The organism is Bradyrhizobium sp. CCGUVB4N (assembly GCF_024199945.1).
Lineage (GTDB): Bacteria > Pseudomonadota > Alphaproteobacteria > Rhizobiales > Xanthobacteraceae > Bradyrhizobium.
On the sequence record NZ_JANADP010000001.1, the window covers coordinates 3,582,125 to 3,598,732 of the forward strand.

Genomic DNA, 16,608 nt, shown 5'->3' on the forward strand with positions numbered 1-16,608 from the left:
CGGATGCTGATTTCCTGCGGCGATGCGCTGATCGATTTCGTGCCGACGAAAACCGCCGACGGCCGCGAAGCGGTGATGCCGGCGGTCGGCGGCTCCTGCCTCAACGTTGCGATCGGCATCGCGCGGCTCGGCGCGCCGACCGGTTTTGTCGGCGGCATCTCGACCGATCTGTTCGGGCGCATGATCGCGGATCATGCTGCAGCCTCGAACGTCGAGCTTGGTCTCGCCACCCGCAGCGATCACCAGACCACGCTTGCCTTCGTCCGCATCGTCGCAGGCGAGTCGCATTACGCTTTTTATGACGCCGAGACCGCGACGCGGAATTGGACGTTTCGGCGCGGGAGCATTCCCTTCAATACGATCGAAGCCCTCCATGTCGGTTCGACCACCCTGGTCAACGACCAGGGTGCTGCCGAGACCAGGGCCTTGATTGCGGACGCACGCGCTTCGTCGACGATCTCCTTCGATCCGAACTGCCGGCCCAATCTGGTCAAGGACAAGCCGGCTTATCTGGCCCGCATGGCCGAGTTCGCCGCCAGTGCCGATCTCATGAAGATGTCGGATGTCGACTTCGCCTATCTCTTCGGCGAGGAGCCCTATCAGCAACGCGCGGCTGCGCTGCTGGGGCAGGGTACAAGGCTCTTCGTCATCACCCGCGGCAACAACGGCGCCGTCGCCTGGCATGCGAAGGCAGGGCAGATCGAGGTCGAGGCACCCAAGGTCGAGGTCGCCGACACCATTGGCGCCGGCGACAGCTTTCAGGCCGCGTTGTTGTTCGCCCTGCACAAGCAAGGGCGCCTCGTCCGGCAACAATTGAAGGACATCGGCGCAGACGAGCTGCGCCGCGCGCTGTCCTTTGCCGCCAACTGCGCCGGCCTGACCTGCACGCGCCCCGGTGCCGATCCGCCCTGGAGCCGCGAGATCAGCTGGAGCTGGTAGTTCGCCTCACAGCTTTGCGACGATTTTCTCGGCGCACTTCAGAAATTTTGGGATCAGCGGGCTCTGCGAATCCCGCCGCCAGCACACCGCGATGTCGATGGAATCGGCAGCGTCGCGCAGTGGCCGGAACACGATGCCCCGCGGCGCGCCGAGCTTGGCGCAGGCGGGCAGGATCGCAAAACCTTCGCCGGCGAGAACGAGGCTCATCGCCGAATTCACCGTCTCCACCCGGCTTGCGATCGGCATCACGACCTGGTGCCGCCGCAGCAGAGCTGCGACCGCGGAAGAGGCGGGGTCTCGCTCCGGCGGCGGCAACGCCACCAGGGGACGGCCCTGCAACCGTGCCATAGGCACGGCGCCAAGACGCGCGAGCGGCGAGCGGTTCGGCATTGCCAGCATGAAGCGCTGCGTTCCGATCCGCGCCACCTGGATTTCAGGGTGGTGGATCGCCGGCATGCACAGCGCCACCGTGACGCTCCGGTCGAGCAAACGTGCCTCGCGCGTCGACGCACTGAGGTCGACGAAATCGAGATCGACGCCGGGAATGGATCGCCGCAGTTCGGGGATCAGCCGTGGTAGCACGGCGTTCGCCAGCACGAACATGTAGCCGACCGAGATCCGGCCGCGACGACCGGCTGCGACCGCACGTGCGGCCTCGATGCCGTCGGCCGCAAGCGCCAGCGCCTCACCGGCGCGCGCGAGCAGGGCCTGGCCTGCGTCCGTCAGATCCATGCCGCGCGTCCCGCGGTGGAACAGCGGCGCGCCGACCTCGGCTTCGAGCTTGCGGATCTGGACCGAGAGCGGCGGTTGCGCCATCCGCAGCCGCTCTGCAGCCTTGCCGACGCTACGCGTCTCGGCCACGGCGACGAAATAGCGGAGACGGCGAAGATCCATAGGCATACCGAAAACGTATGGGTTGATCACCAAAATCGTATTGGACGCCGAGTTAACAAAACTGTCATTCTCATTGTCAATGCATTGGGCCAACGAGGGCCCGCTTCGGAGCATGATCTGACGATGAACGGCGATCCCTGTCTGCTGTCCGCAACCGAGTTGCGTGATCTGATTGCGCGCAAGCAGATCTCCCCCGTCGAGATCGTCGGCGCCGTGCTCGCGCGCGCCGAGACGCTCCAGCCTGAATTGAACTGCTTCATCACGCTTTGTGGCGACGAGGCGATGGCAGCGGCCCGCGAAGCCGAACGGAAAGTGATGACGGGCGAACCGCTCGGCCTGCTGCATGGGCTGCCCGTCACCGTCAAGGACATCGTCAACACCCGCGGCGTGAAGACGACTTTTGGTGCCGTTCCCTACAAAGACAACATTCCCACCGAGGATGCCGTCGCGGTCGCAAAGCTGCGCAGCGAGGGCGCGATCCTGATCGGCAAGACCACGACGCCGGAGTTCGGCAGCAAGTGCCTGACCGATTCACCGCTGTTCGGCCGCACCCGCAATGCGTGGAGTGCGGAGCGTTCGTCCGGCGGCTCCAGCGGTGGTGCTGCCGTTGCGGTGGCGAGCGGCATTGCGCCGCTGGCGATCGCCACTGATGGCGGCGGCTCGACGCGGATTCCCGCCGCCTGCAACGGTGTGGTGGGCTTGAAGCAGAGCAACGGCGTGATCGCGCATAGCCAGGCGCTCGATGCATTCGGCAACCAGACCTATGTCACGCCGACCACGCGCACCGTGGCCGACACCGCATTGATGATGCAGGCGATGGCGGGCGAGGATGCCTGCGATCCCTGGTCGATCGGCATACCCGTGCCTGACTTTATCGGCACTGCCGCGCCGCGCGGCGACCTGCGCGGCCAAAAGATCCTGTTCTGCGCCTCGCCGCCCGGACGACCGGTGTCGGCGGATGTTGCCACGGCGTTCAAGGCGAGCCTGGACCGGCTCGCGAGCCTGGGTGCCGAACTCGAAGAATTCTCCGGCGAAGGGTACGATGTCGAGCCGATCTGGCGGGCTATCAACCACACCGTCTGGCGTTCGCGGTTTTCGAAACTGGTAACAGAGCATGGCGACGTCCTCAGCGAGGCCTTCGTCAAGCAGATTGCGCTTGCGACCAATGTCAGCGGCGTTGACTATCAGGAGGCGATGTTCGCGCGAACGGCGTTGTTCCGTCGCGTGCAATCCCTGCTTGTGCGCGGGCACCTTCTGGCGATGCCAACCATCACCCGCACGGCGCTGCCGATCGACCAGGATTTGTTCGGCACCATCGAGATCGATGGGACGCAGTTTGACAGCGTCCGGCCGCACTGGTTCCCCTGGACCATGCCGTTCAACATGACCGGCCACCCTGCGATCAGTCTGCCCTGCGGCTTTGGTCGCGACGGCCTGCCGATCGGGCTCCAACTCGTCGGCCGCTTCCGGGCCGATGCGGAATTGCTGCGCGTCAGCGCGCTGTTCGAGGCCTCGGCCGACCTGCTCGGCCGCCGGCCGGGCTGAGATGGGGCGCATGCGGCAAAACTCTTGCATCGGGCGTCCGGACATGTTGATCGTGCCGCCGATGAGCCCTGACCCCGACCGCGCATGAGCGTATTTGTCCTTCGACGTGTCCTGACTTTGCTGGCGACGCTGGTCGGCGCATCCGTGATCATTTTCCTGGTGCTGGACGCGCTGCCGGGCAATGCCGCGCAGATGCTGATGGGTGCCGACGCCTCGGCCGACGCGGTGCGCGCGCTCACCGTCAAGCTCGGGCTCGATCAGCCGCTGGCGGTTCGCTACCTGCAATGGATCAAGGGGCTGCTCGTCGGCGATCTCGGCAATTCCTATGTCTACGGCACGCCGGTCGGCAGCCTGATCGCGGAGCGGCTGGTGCTGACCATTCCGCTCGCGATCTTGTCGATGCTCATCACGGTGGTGCTGGCGCTCTCGGCCGGCATCTACACCGCGGCCAACCACAACAAGCTCGGCGACGTCGGCGTGATGTCGCTGACCCAGATCGGCATCGCGCTGCCGAACTTCTGGTTTGCGATTCTCCTGGTCCTCCTGTTCGCCGTGCGGCTGCAATGGCTCTCGGCAGGCGGCTTCGCCGGTTGGGATGAAGGTATCTGGCCCGGCGTCAAATCGCTGCTGCTGCCGTCGATCTCGCTTGCCGTGGTGCAGGCCGCGATCCTCGCCCGCGTCACCCGCTCGGCCGTACTCGAAGTGCTGCGCGAAGATTTCGTTCGCACCGCGCGCGCCAAAGGGCTCGGCAAGCGCGAGGTGCTGTGGAGCCACGTGCTGCGCAATGCGATGATCCCCGTGATGACGGTGATGGGCCTGCAATTCGCCAACCTGCTCGCCGGCACCATCGTCATCGAGAACGTGTTCTATCTGCCGGGCCTCGGCCGCCTGATCTTCCAGTCGATCGCCAACCGCGACCTGATCGTGGTGCGCAATTGCGTGATGCTGCTGGCTGCCATGGTCGTCATCGTCAATTTCGTGGTCGACGTGCTTTATGCCTTCATCGATCCCCGCATCAAGGTGCACGACCTGTGAGCGCGCCTCTGACGAGTTCGGTTGATGCGCCGGTCGCAACGCGTCCCCTGCCGGCCAAGACTTTCTGGGGCCGCGCGCTGCGCCATCGCAGTTTTGTGCTGGGCGGCGTGCTCAGTCTGCTGGTGGTCGCGTCGGCCGCGCTCTCGTTGGTGTGGACGCCGTGGTCGCCCTACGAGATCGACATCGCCTCGAAACTCCGGCCGCCCTCGGCCGCGCACTGGCTCGGCACCGACTCCTTCGGCCGCGATATCGTCTCGCTGTTGCTCGCCGGCGCCCGCTCGACCATCCTGGTCGGCATCATCGCGGTCAGCATCGGTCTCACCTTCGGCGTCTGCCTCGGCCTGATCGCGTCGGCCAAGCGCGGTTGGACCGAAGAGATCATCATGCGCTTCTCCGACTTCACCTTCGCCTTTCCGGCCGTGCTCTCCGCGATCATGCTCGCCGCGGTCGCGGGGCCGGGCATGCTGACCTCGATCATCGCGATCGGCATCTTCCAGATCCCGACCTTGACCCGGCTGACGCGCGGTTCGGCCAATGCGATCTGGGCGCGTGAATTCGTGCTGGCGGCGCGTGCCTCGGGCAAGGGTGCTTTCCGCATCACCATCGAGCACGTGCTGCCGAACATCCTGTCGATCCTGATCGTGCAGGCGACCATCCAGTTCGCGCTCGCCATTCTCGCCGAGGCGGCGCTGTCCTATCTCGGCCTCGGCACGCAGCCGCCGCAGCCGTCCTGGGGCCGCATGCTGAACGATGCGCAGACCATGCTGTTCCAGTCGCCGATGCTCGCGGTCTATCCGGGTGCGGCGATCGCGATCGCGGTGCTCGGCCTCAACCTGCTCGGTGACGGCTTGCGCGATCTGCTCGATCCCAGACTGGCGCGGGAGCGGTAACGATGGCTGATCCCGCAACCATGCCGCTGATCGAGGTCGACAATCTCGGCGTCCGCCTCAACACCAGCCGCGGCCCGGCGCAGGCCGTGCGCGGCGTCAGTTTTGCGCTGAAGCGCGGCGAGACGCTCGGGCTCGTCGGCGAATCCGGCTGCGGCAAGTCGGTCACGGCGCTGTCGCTGATGGGATTGCTGCCGGACAGCGCGGTCGTCACCGGCAGCATCAAGCTGGATGGACGCGAGCTCGCGCGGCTGCCGGACGCGGCCTACTGCGGCTTGCGTGGCAACCGCATCAGCATGATCTTCCAGGAGCCGATGACGGCGCTCAACCCGATGCACACGATCGGCCATCAGGTCGCCGAGCCGCTGCGGCGCCACAAGAAATATTCCGCCGCGCAGGCGCGCAGGGAGGCGATCGCGTTGCTTGACCGCGTCGGGCTGCCTGATCCCGCCAAGCGCATCGATGCCTATCCGCACCAGTTCTCGGGCGGCCAGCGCCAGCGCGTCACGATTGCGATGGCGCTCGCCTGCGAGCCGGATCTCCTGATCGCGGACGAGCCGACCACGGCGCTCGACGTCACCATCCAGGGCCAGATCCTCGATCTCATCGCCGACCTCGTCGAAGAGCGCGGCATGTCGATGATCCTGATCTCGCATGATCTCGGCGTCATCGCCGAGAACGTGCAGCGCATGATGGTGATGTATGGCGGCACGGTCGTCGAGAGCGGGCCGACCGACGAGGTGTTCCGCCGCATGGGCCATCCCTATACGCAGGGCCTGTTCCGCGCGCGTCCGCGGCTCGGCGCGCGCAAGGGGACACGACTGACGACGATCTCGGGCACGGTGCCGGAGCTCGCCGATCTGCCGGTTGGTTGTGCCTTCGGTGAACGCTGTCCGCTGGTCGAGGACAAATGCCGCGCGACGCTGCCGCCGATGGTCGAGGTCGGCCCCGCGCATGTCGTGCGCTGTGTCCGCACCGATGTCTCGATGGCCGCGAATGTCGGGGCACTGTCCGCATGACCGCAGCTCCGCTTCTCGACGTCAAAGATCTCGAGCAGCGTTACACGCTGCCGCGCGAAAGCCTGTTCCGTCCACCGGGACAGGTGCGGGCGCTCAATGGCGTCAGCGTGCAGGTCCAGGCCGGCAAGAGCCTCGGCATCGTCGGCGAGTCCGGCTCCGGCAAATCCACCTTTGCGCGCGTCGTGATGGCGCTGGAGCGGCCGGCCGCGGGACAGGTCACGCTGCTCGGCCGCGATCTCAACCGCATCTCCCCCGATGAATTGCGCCGTGCGCGGCGCGATTTCCAGATGGTGTTTCAGGATCCTTATGGATCACTCGATCCGCGCCAGACCATTGCGCGTATCGTCGCCGAGCCACTCACCGTGCTCGATGATGCCGACCGCACGACGTTCCGCGCCCGCGTCGCCGCGGTGCTGAAGCAGGTCGGCTTGCGCGATGCGGACATGGACAAATATCCGCACGAGTTCTCGGGCGGACAGCGCCAGCGCATCGCGATTGCGCGTGCGCTGATCACCCAGCCGAAGCTGATCGTCGCGGACGAGCCCGTCTCTGCGCTCGATGTCTCCGTGCAGGCCCAGGTGCTGAACCTGATGCAGGACCTGCAGGAGCAGTTTGGGCTGAGCTACATCCTGATCAGCCACGACCTCGCTGTCGTGGACTATCTCTGCGACGAGGTCGCGGTGATGTATCTCGGCCGGGTGGTCGAGCAGGGGCGCCCCGAAGATCTGTTCGAGCGCTGCGCCCATCCCTATACGCGGGCGCTGCTGGACGCCGTGCCGCGGGCGCGTGCCGGCGGCGGCCGGCGGCGGCGCGGGGCCCAGACGATCGCCTCGCAATCGGCGGCTGCGACCGGATGCCCCTATGTGGCGCGCTGTCCGCTCGCCGACCAGCATTGCCGCGAGGTTCCGCCCTTGCTACGCAGGGTGGGCGAGGGACATCTCGCCGCCTGCCACAAGGCGGAGGCGGTGATGGCATTGCCGCAAGCGGGTATGGAAGGCTAATGTCGCCCGCAGGATTGGCGTAGCCTCAGGAATACAGAAGAAGGCCGGGGAGTTAGGCATGTTGAAGAAGCTAACGATCGTCGCTTTTGCCGCAGCATTGGCCGCGGCGCCGCTGCCGGTGCTGGCGCAGAGCAAGAAGGACAGCGTCGTCATGGGCATGACGCTGGAGCCGCCGGGGCTCGATCCCACCAACGCAGCCGCCGCCGCGATCGCCGAGGTCACGCTCTACAACATCTACGAGACCCTGACCAAGATCAACGAGGACGGCTCGGTCGCGCCGCTGCTTGCCGAGAGCTGGACCGCGTCGCCCGACCTGAAGACCTATACGTTCAAGCTGCGCAAGGGCGTCAAATTCCAGAACGGCGAGGCCTTCGATTCCGCGGCCGTCAAGTTCTCGTTCGAGCGCAACGCGGCCGCGAACAGCACCAACAAGGACAAGAGCCTGTTCCAGGCCTTCGAGAAGGTCGACGCGCCCGACGCCGAGACGATCGCGCTCACGCTGAAATATCCCGAGCCGAACCTGCCGTTCCTGTTGGGGCAGGCGAGCGGCTCGATCGTCGAGCCGAAGAGCGCTGCGACCAACGTGACCCAGCCGGTCGGCACCGGGCCGTACCAGCTCGGCGCCTGGGTCAAGGGCTCCTCGCTCACGCTGAACAAATGGGCTGACTATCGCAACGCGTCCGCGATCAAGCTGTCCAAGGTGACGATCCGCTTCATCGGCGATCCCGCCGCGCAGATCGCGGCGCTGCTGTCCGGTGACGTCGATGCGTTCCCGCGCGTCACCACCCGCGGCGTCGCGCAGTTCAAGAGCGATCCGCGCTTCACCGTGCTGGTCGGCGGCTCCAAGGCCAAGACCATCGTCGCCATCAACGAGAAGAAGAAGCCGCTCGACGACGTGCGGGTGCGCCGCGCGATCCTCGCCGCCATCGACCGCAAGGCGATGATCGACGGCGCGGTCGAAGGTTTCGGTACGCCGATCGGCAGCTTCTACACACCGGGTTCGCTCGGCTATGTCGACACCACCGGCGTCAATCCCTACGACCCCGAGAAGGCGAAGAAGCTGCTGGCTGAAGCCGGCGTCACCACGCCGCTCGAACTCAGCCTGAAGCTGCCGCCGCCGCCTTACGCGCGGCAGGGCGGCGAGATCCTCGCAGCCCAGCTCGCCAAGGTCGGCATCAACGCCAAGATCGAGAACGTCGAGTGGGCGCAGTGGCTGTCGCAGGCGTTCGCCCCCAACGGGCCGCACAATTACGACCTCACCATCGTCTCCCATGTCGAGCCGTTCGATCTCGTCAAGCTGACCGAGCCCGACTTCTATCTCGGCTACAACAGCGACGCCTTCAACGCGCTCTACAAGCAGATCGTGTCGACGCCCGATGAGGCCGGCCGCGCAAAGCTGCTCGGCGATGCCCAGAAGATGCTGGCGACCGACGCGGTGGCCGGCTTCCTGTTCCAGCCGCAATGGCCGACGGTCATCAACAAGAAGCTGAAGGGCGTCTGGAAGGAAGTCCCGCAGTTCGAGAACGATTTCTCGGCCTGGTCCTGGGAGTAGACCCGGTCACCGAAGTCAAATCCGACGTCGCAATTTTGGCCTCTTCCCATCGGGAGAGGCCATTTTGTTTGGCTGCATCAAAACAAAATCTGCAAAACAACCCCATGCTCAGTAGCCGGGGCCAGTGCTTTCAACGGCTTGCGCGAATCCGCTGTGCGATTTGACCCGTCGGGCAAAACAGGGGCATGATGGCATCATCGGAGAAGGCCGCCGCCCATGCTCATTCGGCAGCGCCGCTCCTGTTGATCCCCGACGTTGAACGTTTGGATCCCTTCTGTAATCCGAACTGGAAGGTCAAGCCATTTTTTCTAAGACCCCAATGTCTCGTTTTGAGGTAGAAGCTTCCAGTTGAAATTTCACTTTGCCCGTTTGCTGCAGACCGCCGCGTGATCTTCACGTCGATTGGCGCAAGTTCCTCGTGATGATGCACGCGGACAATGAAAGTGGGGAGTTTGAACCACAGGAGTTCCGGCCGAATGCAACGCTGCCGTCCTTTCCTTGGTTCGGCGCTCGTAGGCAGAAGCGGACTTCAACCAACGGGAAACCGCCGTCGAATTCATCGACGATGACCCGAACCTGAAATCATAGCTCGTCCAGGTGAGGGGCGACGACGTCTCGAGTGTCTTTGCTGCTCACTACTGGGACAATCTCAAGAGTTGCGCCCGAGCCACGCCACATCAAAACCCACTCTTGGAAAAGCCGCAAATCATCACACTCCATGAGTTGAAAGCAGCGGGCAAAGTTGGGCTCAACCCAGCTGTCGACGTACTTGAGGCCGTCGGGCAACATGCGTCCGCCGTCGCGCACGCGCTTATAGATCGGCAACATATCGTTGTCTTTAAAACGCTCGATGACCATAAAAAGCATCGGTTCCTCCATTTTTGCTTCATGCGCTACTTGCTCGCACGTTACCAGAGCCGCATCGAGAGAGCGGCGCCAGATTGCCGGAAATGGGGTCGCGACCTTGGCTGAGGTCGCACAAAGGCGGTCCGTATCTGAGCGAGGCCGACATTGACGACGATTTGCGGGAACGCACCCTGACGGCTCCGAGAAATCGACAGCCAACGAAGGCTGGCGGACCTCGCGGCAGGATCTAGGCGATAGTCTGCAGGGCCATTCGAGCTTCGAGGGAAACTAACGCTTCTCCTCGAAAGCTAATTTTAAGGCAAGGCTGGCGAACACCGTTCCCAGCAGATACTGAGGCCAACGGCCAAGGCCACCTTGCTTCAGGAATCTTACGCCGATGCCACTTGCAACGGCAATCACAAGCCCATTCACAACGAGGCCAATTGCGTTGAGTATTGTCGCAAGCGTCATGACCTGAACGACTACCGATCCAGCGTCAGTTCGGACAAACTGGGGGAACAGCGCCAAGACGAACAACGCCATCTTTGGGTTTAGCAAATTTGTGAGCAACCCCTGTCGAAACACCACTATCGCAGAGCGTTGGGGGCCCGCTCCAGACACCGGGGCGAGCAGGCTACCCGAGGCAAATGCACGCCATGCTAAGAACAAAAGATAAGCGGCGCCCGCATAGCGCACCGCGTCGTAGGCAACAGGGACGAGCACGAACAATTGAGAAAGGCCGAAGGCCGCGGCTAACGCATGGCAATAGGTTCCAGCTTGTATCCCCGCGAGTGTTGCAAAACCGGCGGATCGCCCCTGCGCCATGCTGCGACTTGCAATCAGCAGCATGTCAGGTCCTGGAGTAGCCGTCAGCGCCAGGCACGCCAAGGAAAACAGCGCGAGCGTGTACAAGTCGAGCATCTCTATTGAACTCCTAATCCAGACGCGACGGAAATATACGCGCAAGAACGCGGCAGGAGAAGCAGTATGCCTTGGCGGCCCGCCGTCCCGACGGTCACGCTCTACTCGCAGGCAAGGGCCGGCGACCGAAGCCGCGAAGCGTCTCCGTCCCGTGCGATCCGGCGCGAGGATGCGAGGCGCTGGAGAACATCGGCGAGCTGGCCGATCGTCTCGCCAAGGCGCGCGATGTCCTGCTCGGCGTCGGGCGTATCGCGTCCTACGCCGACAATGTCGGGAGCGAGTGGATTACGGCGGCGTCGAAGAAGCGCCTCGAGGCGGTCTCGAAGGACGTCGCTTCGCTGAACGATTACGAGACGCGATTGTCGGACAAGATCCAGCTGCTGCTCGATGCGGTGCTGGGCTTCATCAACATCCAGCAGAACGAGCTGTTCAAGATCCTGACGATCGTCTCCGTGGTCGGCGTGCCGCCCACGATCGTGGTCGGTGTCTGGGGCATGAACTTCAAGAACATGCCGGAGCTGAGCTGGACGTTCGGTTATCCGTTGTCGCTGTTCGCCATCATCGCGAGCGGCGTGCTGCCCTTGATCTGGTTCAAGCGGCGCGGCTGGTTCGAGTGAACGCGACACAGCTGCCCGGTCGGTCGTTCGTCCTGTCATCGATGCCGCGCCACGTCCCGGTTGTTGCCGATTCTTCCTGCACTTTCTGCTTGCGGAATTGCCGAAAATCGACAAGGCCGCACCATTCTTATTTAATGATTTGCCGATACGTTCATCCTGTTTCTGAACGGATTCGTTTCGTTGCGGATTTTTCGGTGTCGCAAATGACACCCTTTTGGGGGGAATTTGCATGCCGGCGCCGGGCTCCTTTCGCGCGTGCATTGTTGCCGGAACGATCGCATCGGCCGTGCTCGGCGCACTCGGTTTCAGCACGATCGGTTATGGCGCAGCCGTGGTCGGTGAAAGCCGCAAGGTCGAGATCACACAGAAGGCGCCGAGCGGCATCGACGCGCTGAAGTCGCAGTACCGCAGGCCCGCCTCGATCCCGTTTCCGAAGGACAATCCGTATACGCCCGAGAAGGCCGCTCTCGGCAAGAAGCTCTATTTCGATACGCGCCTGTCGGTGAGCTCCGCGCAGTCATGCGCAAGCTGCCATAGTCCCGGTTTCGGTTGGGGCGACGGGCTCGCGGTCGGCGTCGGTCACGGCATGGCCAAGCTCGGCCGCCATTCGCCGACAATCGTCAACGCCGCCTGGAGCGCAATCTTCATGTGGGACGGACGGCTTCCGACGCTCGAAGAGCAGGCGCTCGGTCCGATCCAGTCGCCCGGCGAGATGAACATGAAGCTCGACGATCTGATGGCGCGGCTGGCGAGCATTCCCGAATACAAGCCGATGTTCGAGGAGAGCTTTCCCGGGCAGGGTATGAAAGCGAAGACGCTGGCGCAAGCGATCGCCACCTATGAGCGCACCGTGGTCTCGGAGCGCGCGCCGTTCGACTCCTGGATCGAAGGCAACGAAAAGGCCATCTCCGAAGCGGCCAAGCGCGGGTTCGCCGTGTTCAACGGCAAGGCGCAATGCGCCGCGTGCCACGAGGGCTGGAACTTCACCAATGAGGGTTTTCAGGATATCGGGCTGCCGAGCAGCGATATCGGCCGCGGCGAATATTTGCCCGCAGTCATCAAGATGCAGCACGCGTTCAAGACGCCGGGCCTGCGCGAGATCGACCGTCGTAGTCCTTTCATGCATGACGGTTCGCTCGCCACGCTCGAAGCCGTCATCGATCATTATGATCATGGCGGCGTAGACCGTCCGAGCCGATCCGATCTCATGCGTCCGCTCGAGCTGACGGCGCAGGATAAGGCCGACCTCGTCGCATTCCTCAAGACGCTGACCAGCAATCTAGAACCCACGGCCGTGCCGGTCCTCCCACGCTGAACTCGAAGGATACTTCCATGCGCACAATCGCTTTGTTTACTTGCGTGATCGCCGCCGGCTTCTCGGTCGGCGCCTATGCCGCCACCGAGGTGATCCACCAGCAGGGGCGGGTTTTCTCCACCGAGAGCATCTCGGTCAAGAAAGGTGACGCCGTCACCTTCCTCAACGACGACACCGTTCCGCACAACATCATGTCCGCCACCAAGGGCAACGAGTTCAATCTGGGATCGCAGGCGCCCGGCACCTCGACGGATGTCACCTTCAAGGAGGCGGGCGATGTGCAGGTGATCTGCGCCATTCACCCGCGCATGAAGATGATGGTCAAGGTGACCGACTAGAATTTTTGTTTGACGCGTTTTCTTCACGCGAACCGGTACCCACCTCGCTCGAAAACGCTCTAACCGAAGTGCCGGAGATTGACGATGTCGATACGCTACAAGATTTTCGGTGCCTTCAGTGTCGTGCTTCTCCTGGCCTGCGGCATCGCCTTCTATGGTATTCGCGCCATCGGCAATTCCGGCGACATGGTGGTCCGTCTCTATGACGGCCCATTGATGGGGATCAACCACGCGCGTTCCGCTCACGCGGCGTTGCACGAGGCGCGCCTGATGCTTCAGCGCGGCTTGGTTGCGGGCAGCTCCCGCGAAACAGTCGCAAAGTTCGAGTCGCTGATCCGTGAGAGTGCCGAGGACTTGAACGTCGTGCGTGAACGCGCCGCGACGCCCAACGTTTCTGCTGCCCGCGAAAAGACCGAAAGCCAGCTCAAGGATTGGTCGACCGCCGCGCTCAAAATCCTGAAGCCGTCGCCCGGCGGCGCGACGGAGATCCCGACCAGCTTCCTGCTGGCGGAGCAAGGCGATCGGCTGATGGCCTCGATCGACGACCTGGTCGAGCTGGTGGCAGCGTACGGCTATGAATATCGGATGGCGGCGGAGAAAGACGTGGAGGCGGCTCGTACGACGATGCTGTCGGTCGCCGTCGGAACCGTCGCGATCGGGCTGATGATCGCGCTCGCATTCTCGTACTCGATGAGCCGGCCGATCTCCGCGGCAGTGCGGGTCGCCGAACGCGTCGCCGCCGGTAATTTCACCGATGATATCGCGGTACGTCGCCGCGATGAGCTCGGCCGCCTGCTGAAGTCGCTCGCTGTCATGCAGGCGAGCCTGAAGACCCGTGCCGATGATGATCTGGCATTGATCGCTGCCAAGGACCAGAGCAGTGCGGAGCAGTCCGGTCATCGGCAGCGTCTGGAGGCCGAGATCGATGCCTTCCGTTCCGCTTTCAGCGAGGTCATGAGCAACACCGCTCGCATGACCGGCGAGTTGACCGACACCGCACAGGGGCTCGCCTCCGCCGCAAGGAATGCGGGCACGCAGTCGAACGAGGCGGCTTCGACGGCGAAGGAGACCTCCGCGAACGTCCAGACGGTGGCGTCAGCTGCAAGTCAGCTCGGCCAATCCGTCCAGGCCATCACGTCCCAACTGGCGGATGCGACCACCATCGTGCAGCGTGCATCCGGCATGGCGGAAGCCGCCAACCAGACCATCGGCAGGCTCGCCAGTGCCGCCCAGCAGATCGACGAGGTGGTCGGCTTCATCAGGACCATCGCAGGGCAAACCAATCTGCTCGCGCTCAACGCCACGATCGAAGCGGCACGGGCCGGCGAAGCGGGCAGGGGCTTTGCGGTCGTCGCGTCGGAAGTGAAGGCGCTGGCGACGCAGACGGCAAAGGCGACGGAGGAGATTTCGAGCCAGATCACCGAGGTGCAGTCGGCGACGCGAGAGGCCGTCGACAATGTCGGCGCCATCGCGTTGATCATCGGCGATATCGACGGCTTCACCGGCAGGATCGCGGCTGCGGTCAGCCAGCAAAATGCGGCGGCCGGCGAGATCTCCAGGAATATCGGGCAGGCGGCGTCAGGCACCGCCCTGGTCGCGCGCAGCATCGCCGGAACGGCCGAAGCGACCGACAACGCCAATCGCACCGCCGACGTCGTTCTTGCCACGGCTCACGACCTGTCCAGCCAGGCCACGCAGTTACGTTCGTCGGTGGATCGCTTCCTGTCGAACGTTGCGGCGTAGGCGCGACGGAGTCGGGTTCGATCGGCGTCCACCGTCACCTCTCCCCGACGGGGAGAGGTCGGATTGGGCCCGGCGATGCGAAGCATCGTCCAGCGCAATCCGGGTGAGGGGCCGCGGCACCCAGTGAAACCAGAACGCCTCACCCGGATCGCATCTTCGATGCGCTCCGACCTCTCCCTGCGGGAGAGGTGATCTGAGCTCTCGGTGCGCACCGATTCAACCAAATGCGTTCCGCTTCAAGCGAACAGGGTTAGTTTAACTGAAGACGGCGCACCGTCCGAAGACGACGCGCCGCCCGTTGCTTCATGCCGCCTTCGCCTCGACGCTGCCGAGCCAGTTGCGGGCGAGCGTCACGTCGGCTTGCGACAATTGATGACCGGCCGGCAAGACCTTGTGGTCGACACGCGCGCCCGCTTCCGACAACAGCGCCGCAAGCTTGGCCGAGTTACTCGCCGGCACGATCGGGTCGGCTTGCCCGGACAGCAACAGAACGGGCTTGCCGCCAAGCTCAGCCTTGGGCGGATCCGACAGCGGCACCATCGCGCGCAGCAGGATCGCGCCTACCAGCACTTCCGGCTTCAGCAGCAACAGCGCGGCCGCGATGTTGGCGCCATTGGAGAAGCCGACCGCGACAGGTGCGGCGATGCCGTATTGCTTCCGTGCGTCGGCGACGAACTCGCCGAGCTCGAGCGCACGGCGGCGCACGTCGGCCTCGTCGAAAACACCTTCGGCGAGGCGGCGGAAGAAACGCGGCATGCCGTGCTCGAGCACGCGGCCGCGCGGCGAGAGCAGGGCGGAGCCGGGCGAGATCATCTTGCCGAGGCCGAGCAGATCGTTCTCGTCGCCGCCGGTGCCGTGCAGCAGCAACAGGGGTGGGGAGCCCGCGCTGGTCGCGGGCTCGAAGCGATGGATGAAGTCGGTCATGACGCGGTCTCTTCCAAATTCGGCAGCACGCCCTCGATCTGCTTGCGATGCTGTTCGAGGAAGCTCGGCAGCTTCAGGTCGCGTCCGAGCGTCGCGACGGGTTCGTCCACGGCGAAGCCGGGGATATCGGTCGCGATCTCGAACAGCACGCCGCCGGGCTCGCGGAAGTAGATCGAGCGGAAGTAGTTGCGGTCCCTCTGCTCGGTCGGGTGCAGGCCGTGATTGCTGACGAGCTTTTGCGCCATCTTGCCCTGCTCGGCATCATCGGCCGCGCGGAACGCGATGTGGTGCACCGAACCTCCGCCCTGGTGGCCGCGCAAAAAGCCCTTGGCCTCGTAGATGTCGACAACGCTCCCCTCGGCATCACCCGGCGCCTTGAAGCGGATCACCGAGCCTTCGCGCCCGGTCTCCTTGAAGCCGAACACGTCGGTGAGGACGGCGGCCGTCTTCGCCGCGCTATCGAGCAGCAAGGTCACGCCGTGGAAGCCGCGGATCGCGTGCTCGGCCGGCACGTCGCCATTGCTCCAGCCGGGCTCGTTCTCGGCGCCGGGGACGCCGACGAGCGCGAGCGCCATGCCGTCAGGATCGGTGAACGGCAGCACGGATTCGCCAAAGCGCTTTTCGAGCGCCTCGTAAGCGATGCCCTTCTCGATGAAGCGCTGCGTCCAGTAGCCGAGCGAGCGCTGCGGCACGCGGAAGGCGGTCTGATGGGTCTCGCCGACGCCGCGGCGGCCCGGTGACACGCCGGCCCACGGGAAGAAGGTCAGGATGGTGCCGGGGCGGCCGGTCTCGTCGCCGTAATAGAAGTGATAGGTGCCGGGATCGTCGAAATTGACCGTCTTCTTGACGAAGCGCAGGCCGAGATCCCGGGTGTAAAAGCCGAAATTGCGGATGGGGTCGCCGGCAATCGCGGTGACATGGTGCAGTCCAGACATGGTCGTCCTCCTGAAAATCGGGGAGCGGGTCTTGCTCTGGGAGGAAATATCGTTCCGCTTTGGATTGGAGACAATCCATGCAAATATGACGTGTATG

General features: G+C 64.2%; 15 protein-coding genes and 1 pseudogene. 11 read left to right on the forward strand and 5 right to left on the reverse strand.

All coding sequences use genetic code 11. The annotated features are described in order from the left end of the window. Positions 1–3 precede the first annotated feature (3 nt). Positions 4–939 carry a carbohydrate kinase gene (locus NLM31_RS16190; protein WP_254192857.1) on the forward strand — a complete coding sequence of 312 codons (936 nt, stop codon included), beginning with the start codon at positions 4–6 and terminating at the stop codon, positions 937–939. 6 nt (positions 940–945) lie between these two features. Here the strand turns inward: NLM31_RS16190 and NLM31_RS16195 are convergent, their stop codons facing one another. After that, a complete protein-coding gene (locus NLM31_RS16195; RefSeq protein ID WP_254192858.1) occupies positions 946–1,833 on the reverse strand; it encodes a LysR family transcriptional regulator in 888 nt (295 codons plus the stop codon). A 123-nt stretch (positions 1,834–1,956) separates the two neighbouring features. Between NLM31_RS16195 and NLM31_RS16200 the strand changes: the two genes are divergently transcribed. From NLM31_RS16200 to NLM31_RS16225, 6 genes are all read left to right on the forward strand, one after another. Further along, entirely contained in the window at positions 1,957–3,378 is a 1,422-nt protein-coding gene (locus NLM31_RS16200) for an amidase (RefSeq protein WP_254192859.1), read from the forward strand. A gap of 84 nt (positions 3,379–3,462) precedes the next feature. Next, a complete protein-coding gene (locus tag NLM31_RS16205) occupies positions 3,463–4,413 on the forward strand; it encodes an ABC transporter permease (protein ID WP_254192860.1) in 951 nt (316 codons plus the stop codon). Next, positions 4,410–5,303, forward strand: a complete 894-nt coding sequence (locus NLM31_RS16210; protein WP_254130312.1) for an ABC transporter permease — start codon at positions 4,410–4,412, stop codon at positions 5,301–5,303. Before NLM31_RS16205 ends, NLM31_RS16210 begins: the two co-directional genes overlap by 4 nt. A gap of 2 nt (positions 5,304–5,305) precedes the next feature. Further along, positions 5,306–6,319 carry an ABC transporter ATP-binding protein gene (locus NLM31_RS16215; RefSeq protein WP_254192861.1) on the forward strand — a complete coding sequence of 338 codons (1,014 nt, stop codon included), beginning with the start codon at positions 5,306–5,308 and terminating at the stop codon, positions 6,317–6,319. Continuing rightward, positions 6,316–7,320: an ABC transporter ATP-binding protein gene (locus NLM31_RS16220; RefSeq protein WP_254192862.1), complete on the forward strand. Its 1,005-nt coding sequence runs from the start codon at positions 6,316–6,318 to the stop codon at positions 7,318–7,320. Before NLM31_RS16215 ends, NLM31_RS16220 begins: the two co-directional genes overlap by 4 nt. 58 nt (positions 7,321–7,378) lie before the next feature. After that, positions 7,379–8,872 carry an ABC transporter substrate-binding protein gene (locus NLM31_RS16225; protein ID WP_254192863.1) on the forward strand — a complete coding sequence of 498 codons (1,494 nt, stop codon included), beginning with the start codon at positions 7,379–7,381 and terminating at the stop codon, positions 8,870–8,872. A 582-nt stretch (positions 8,873–9,454) separates the two neighbouring features. On the opposite strand, the gene NLM31_RS16230 is transcribed toward NLM31_RS16225, so the two are convergent. Both NLM31_RS16230 and NLM31_RS16235 read right to left on the reverse strand, forming a co-directional pair. Then, positions 9,455–9,739: a DUF3303 domain-containing protein gene (locus tag NLM31_RS16230; RefSeq protein WP_254192864.1), complete on the reverse strand. Its 285-nt coding sequence runs from the start codon at positions 9,737–9,739 to the stop codon at positions 9,455–9,457. A 267-nt stretch (positions 9,740–10,006) separates the two neighbouring features. Next, positions 10,007–10,639, reverse strand: a complete 633-nt coding sequence (locus tag NLM31_RS16235; RefSeq protein WP_254192865.1) for a LysE family translocator — start codon at positions 10,637–10,639, stop codon at positions 10,007–10,009. Positions 10,640–10,709: 70 nt separating this feature from the next. Between NLM31_RS16235 and NLM31_RS16240 the strand changes: the two are divergent. The 4 genes and pseudogenes from NLM31_RS16240 to NLM31_RS16255 all read left to right on the forward strand — a co-directional run. Then, a pseudogene (locus tag NLM31_RS16240) lies at positions 10,710–11,256 on the forward strand (CorA family divalent cation transporter); the annotation flags it as partial. Between the two features lie 229 nt (positions 11,257–11,485). Further along, the gene (locus NLM31_RS16245) at positions 11,486–12,571 is read left to right on the forward strand and encodes a cytochrome-c peroxidase (protein WP_254192867.1); all 1,086 of its coding nucleotides are present in this window, start codon (positions 11,486–11,488) and stop codon (positions 12,569–12,571) included. 17 nt (positions 12,572–12,588) lie between these two features. Further along, positions 12,589–12,909, forward strand: coding sequence for a plastocyanin/azurin family copper-binding protein (locus tag NLM31_RS16250; protein WP_254130317.1), 321 nt, complete (start codon positions 12,589–12,591; stop codon positions 12,907–12,909). Positions 12,910–12,993: 84 nt separating this feature from the next. Next, on the forward strand, positions 12,994–14,652 hold the full coding sequence (locus tag NLM31_RS16255; RefSeq protein WP_254192868.1) for a methyl-accepting chemotaxis protein: 1,659 nt from the start codon (positions 12,994–12,996) through the stop codon (positions 14,650–14,652). A 303-nt stretch (positions 14,653–14,955) separates the two neighbouring features. On the opposite strand, the gene NLM31_RS16260 is transcribed toward NLM31_RS16255, so the two are convergent. Then, on the reverse strand, positions 14,956–15,576 hold the full coding sequence (locus NLM31_RS16260; RefSeq protein ID WP_254192869.1) for an alpha/beta hydrolase: 621 nt from the start codon (positions 15,574–15,576) through the stop codon (positions 14,956–14,958). Next, a complete protein-coding gene (locus NLM31_RS16265; protein WP_254192870.1) occupies positions 15,573–16,511 on the reverse strand; it encodes a ring-cleaving dioxygenase in 939 nt (312 codons plus the stop codon). Before NLM31_RS16265 ends, NLM31_RS16260 begins: the two co-directional genes overlap by 4 nt. Between the last annotated feature and the right edge of the window lie 97 nt (positions 16,512–16,608).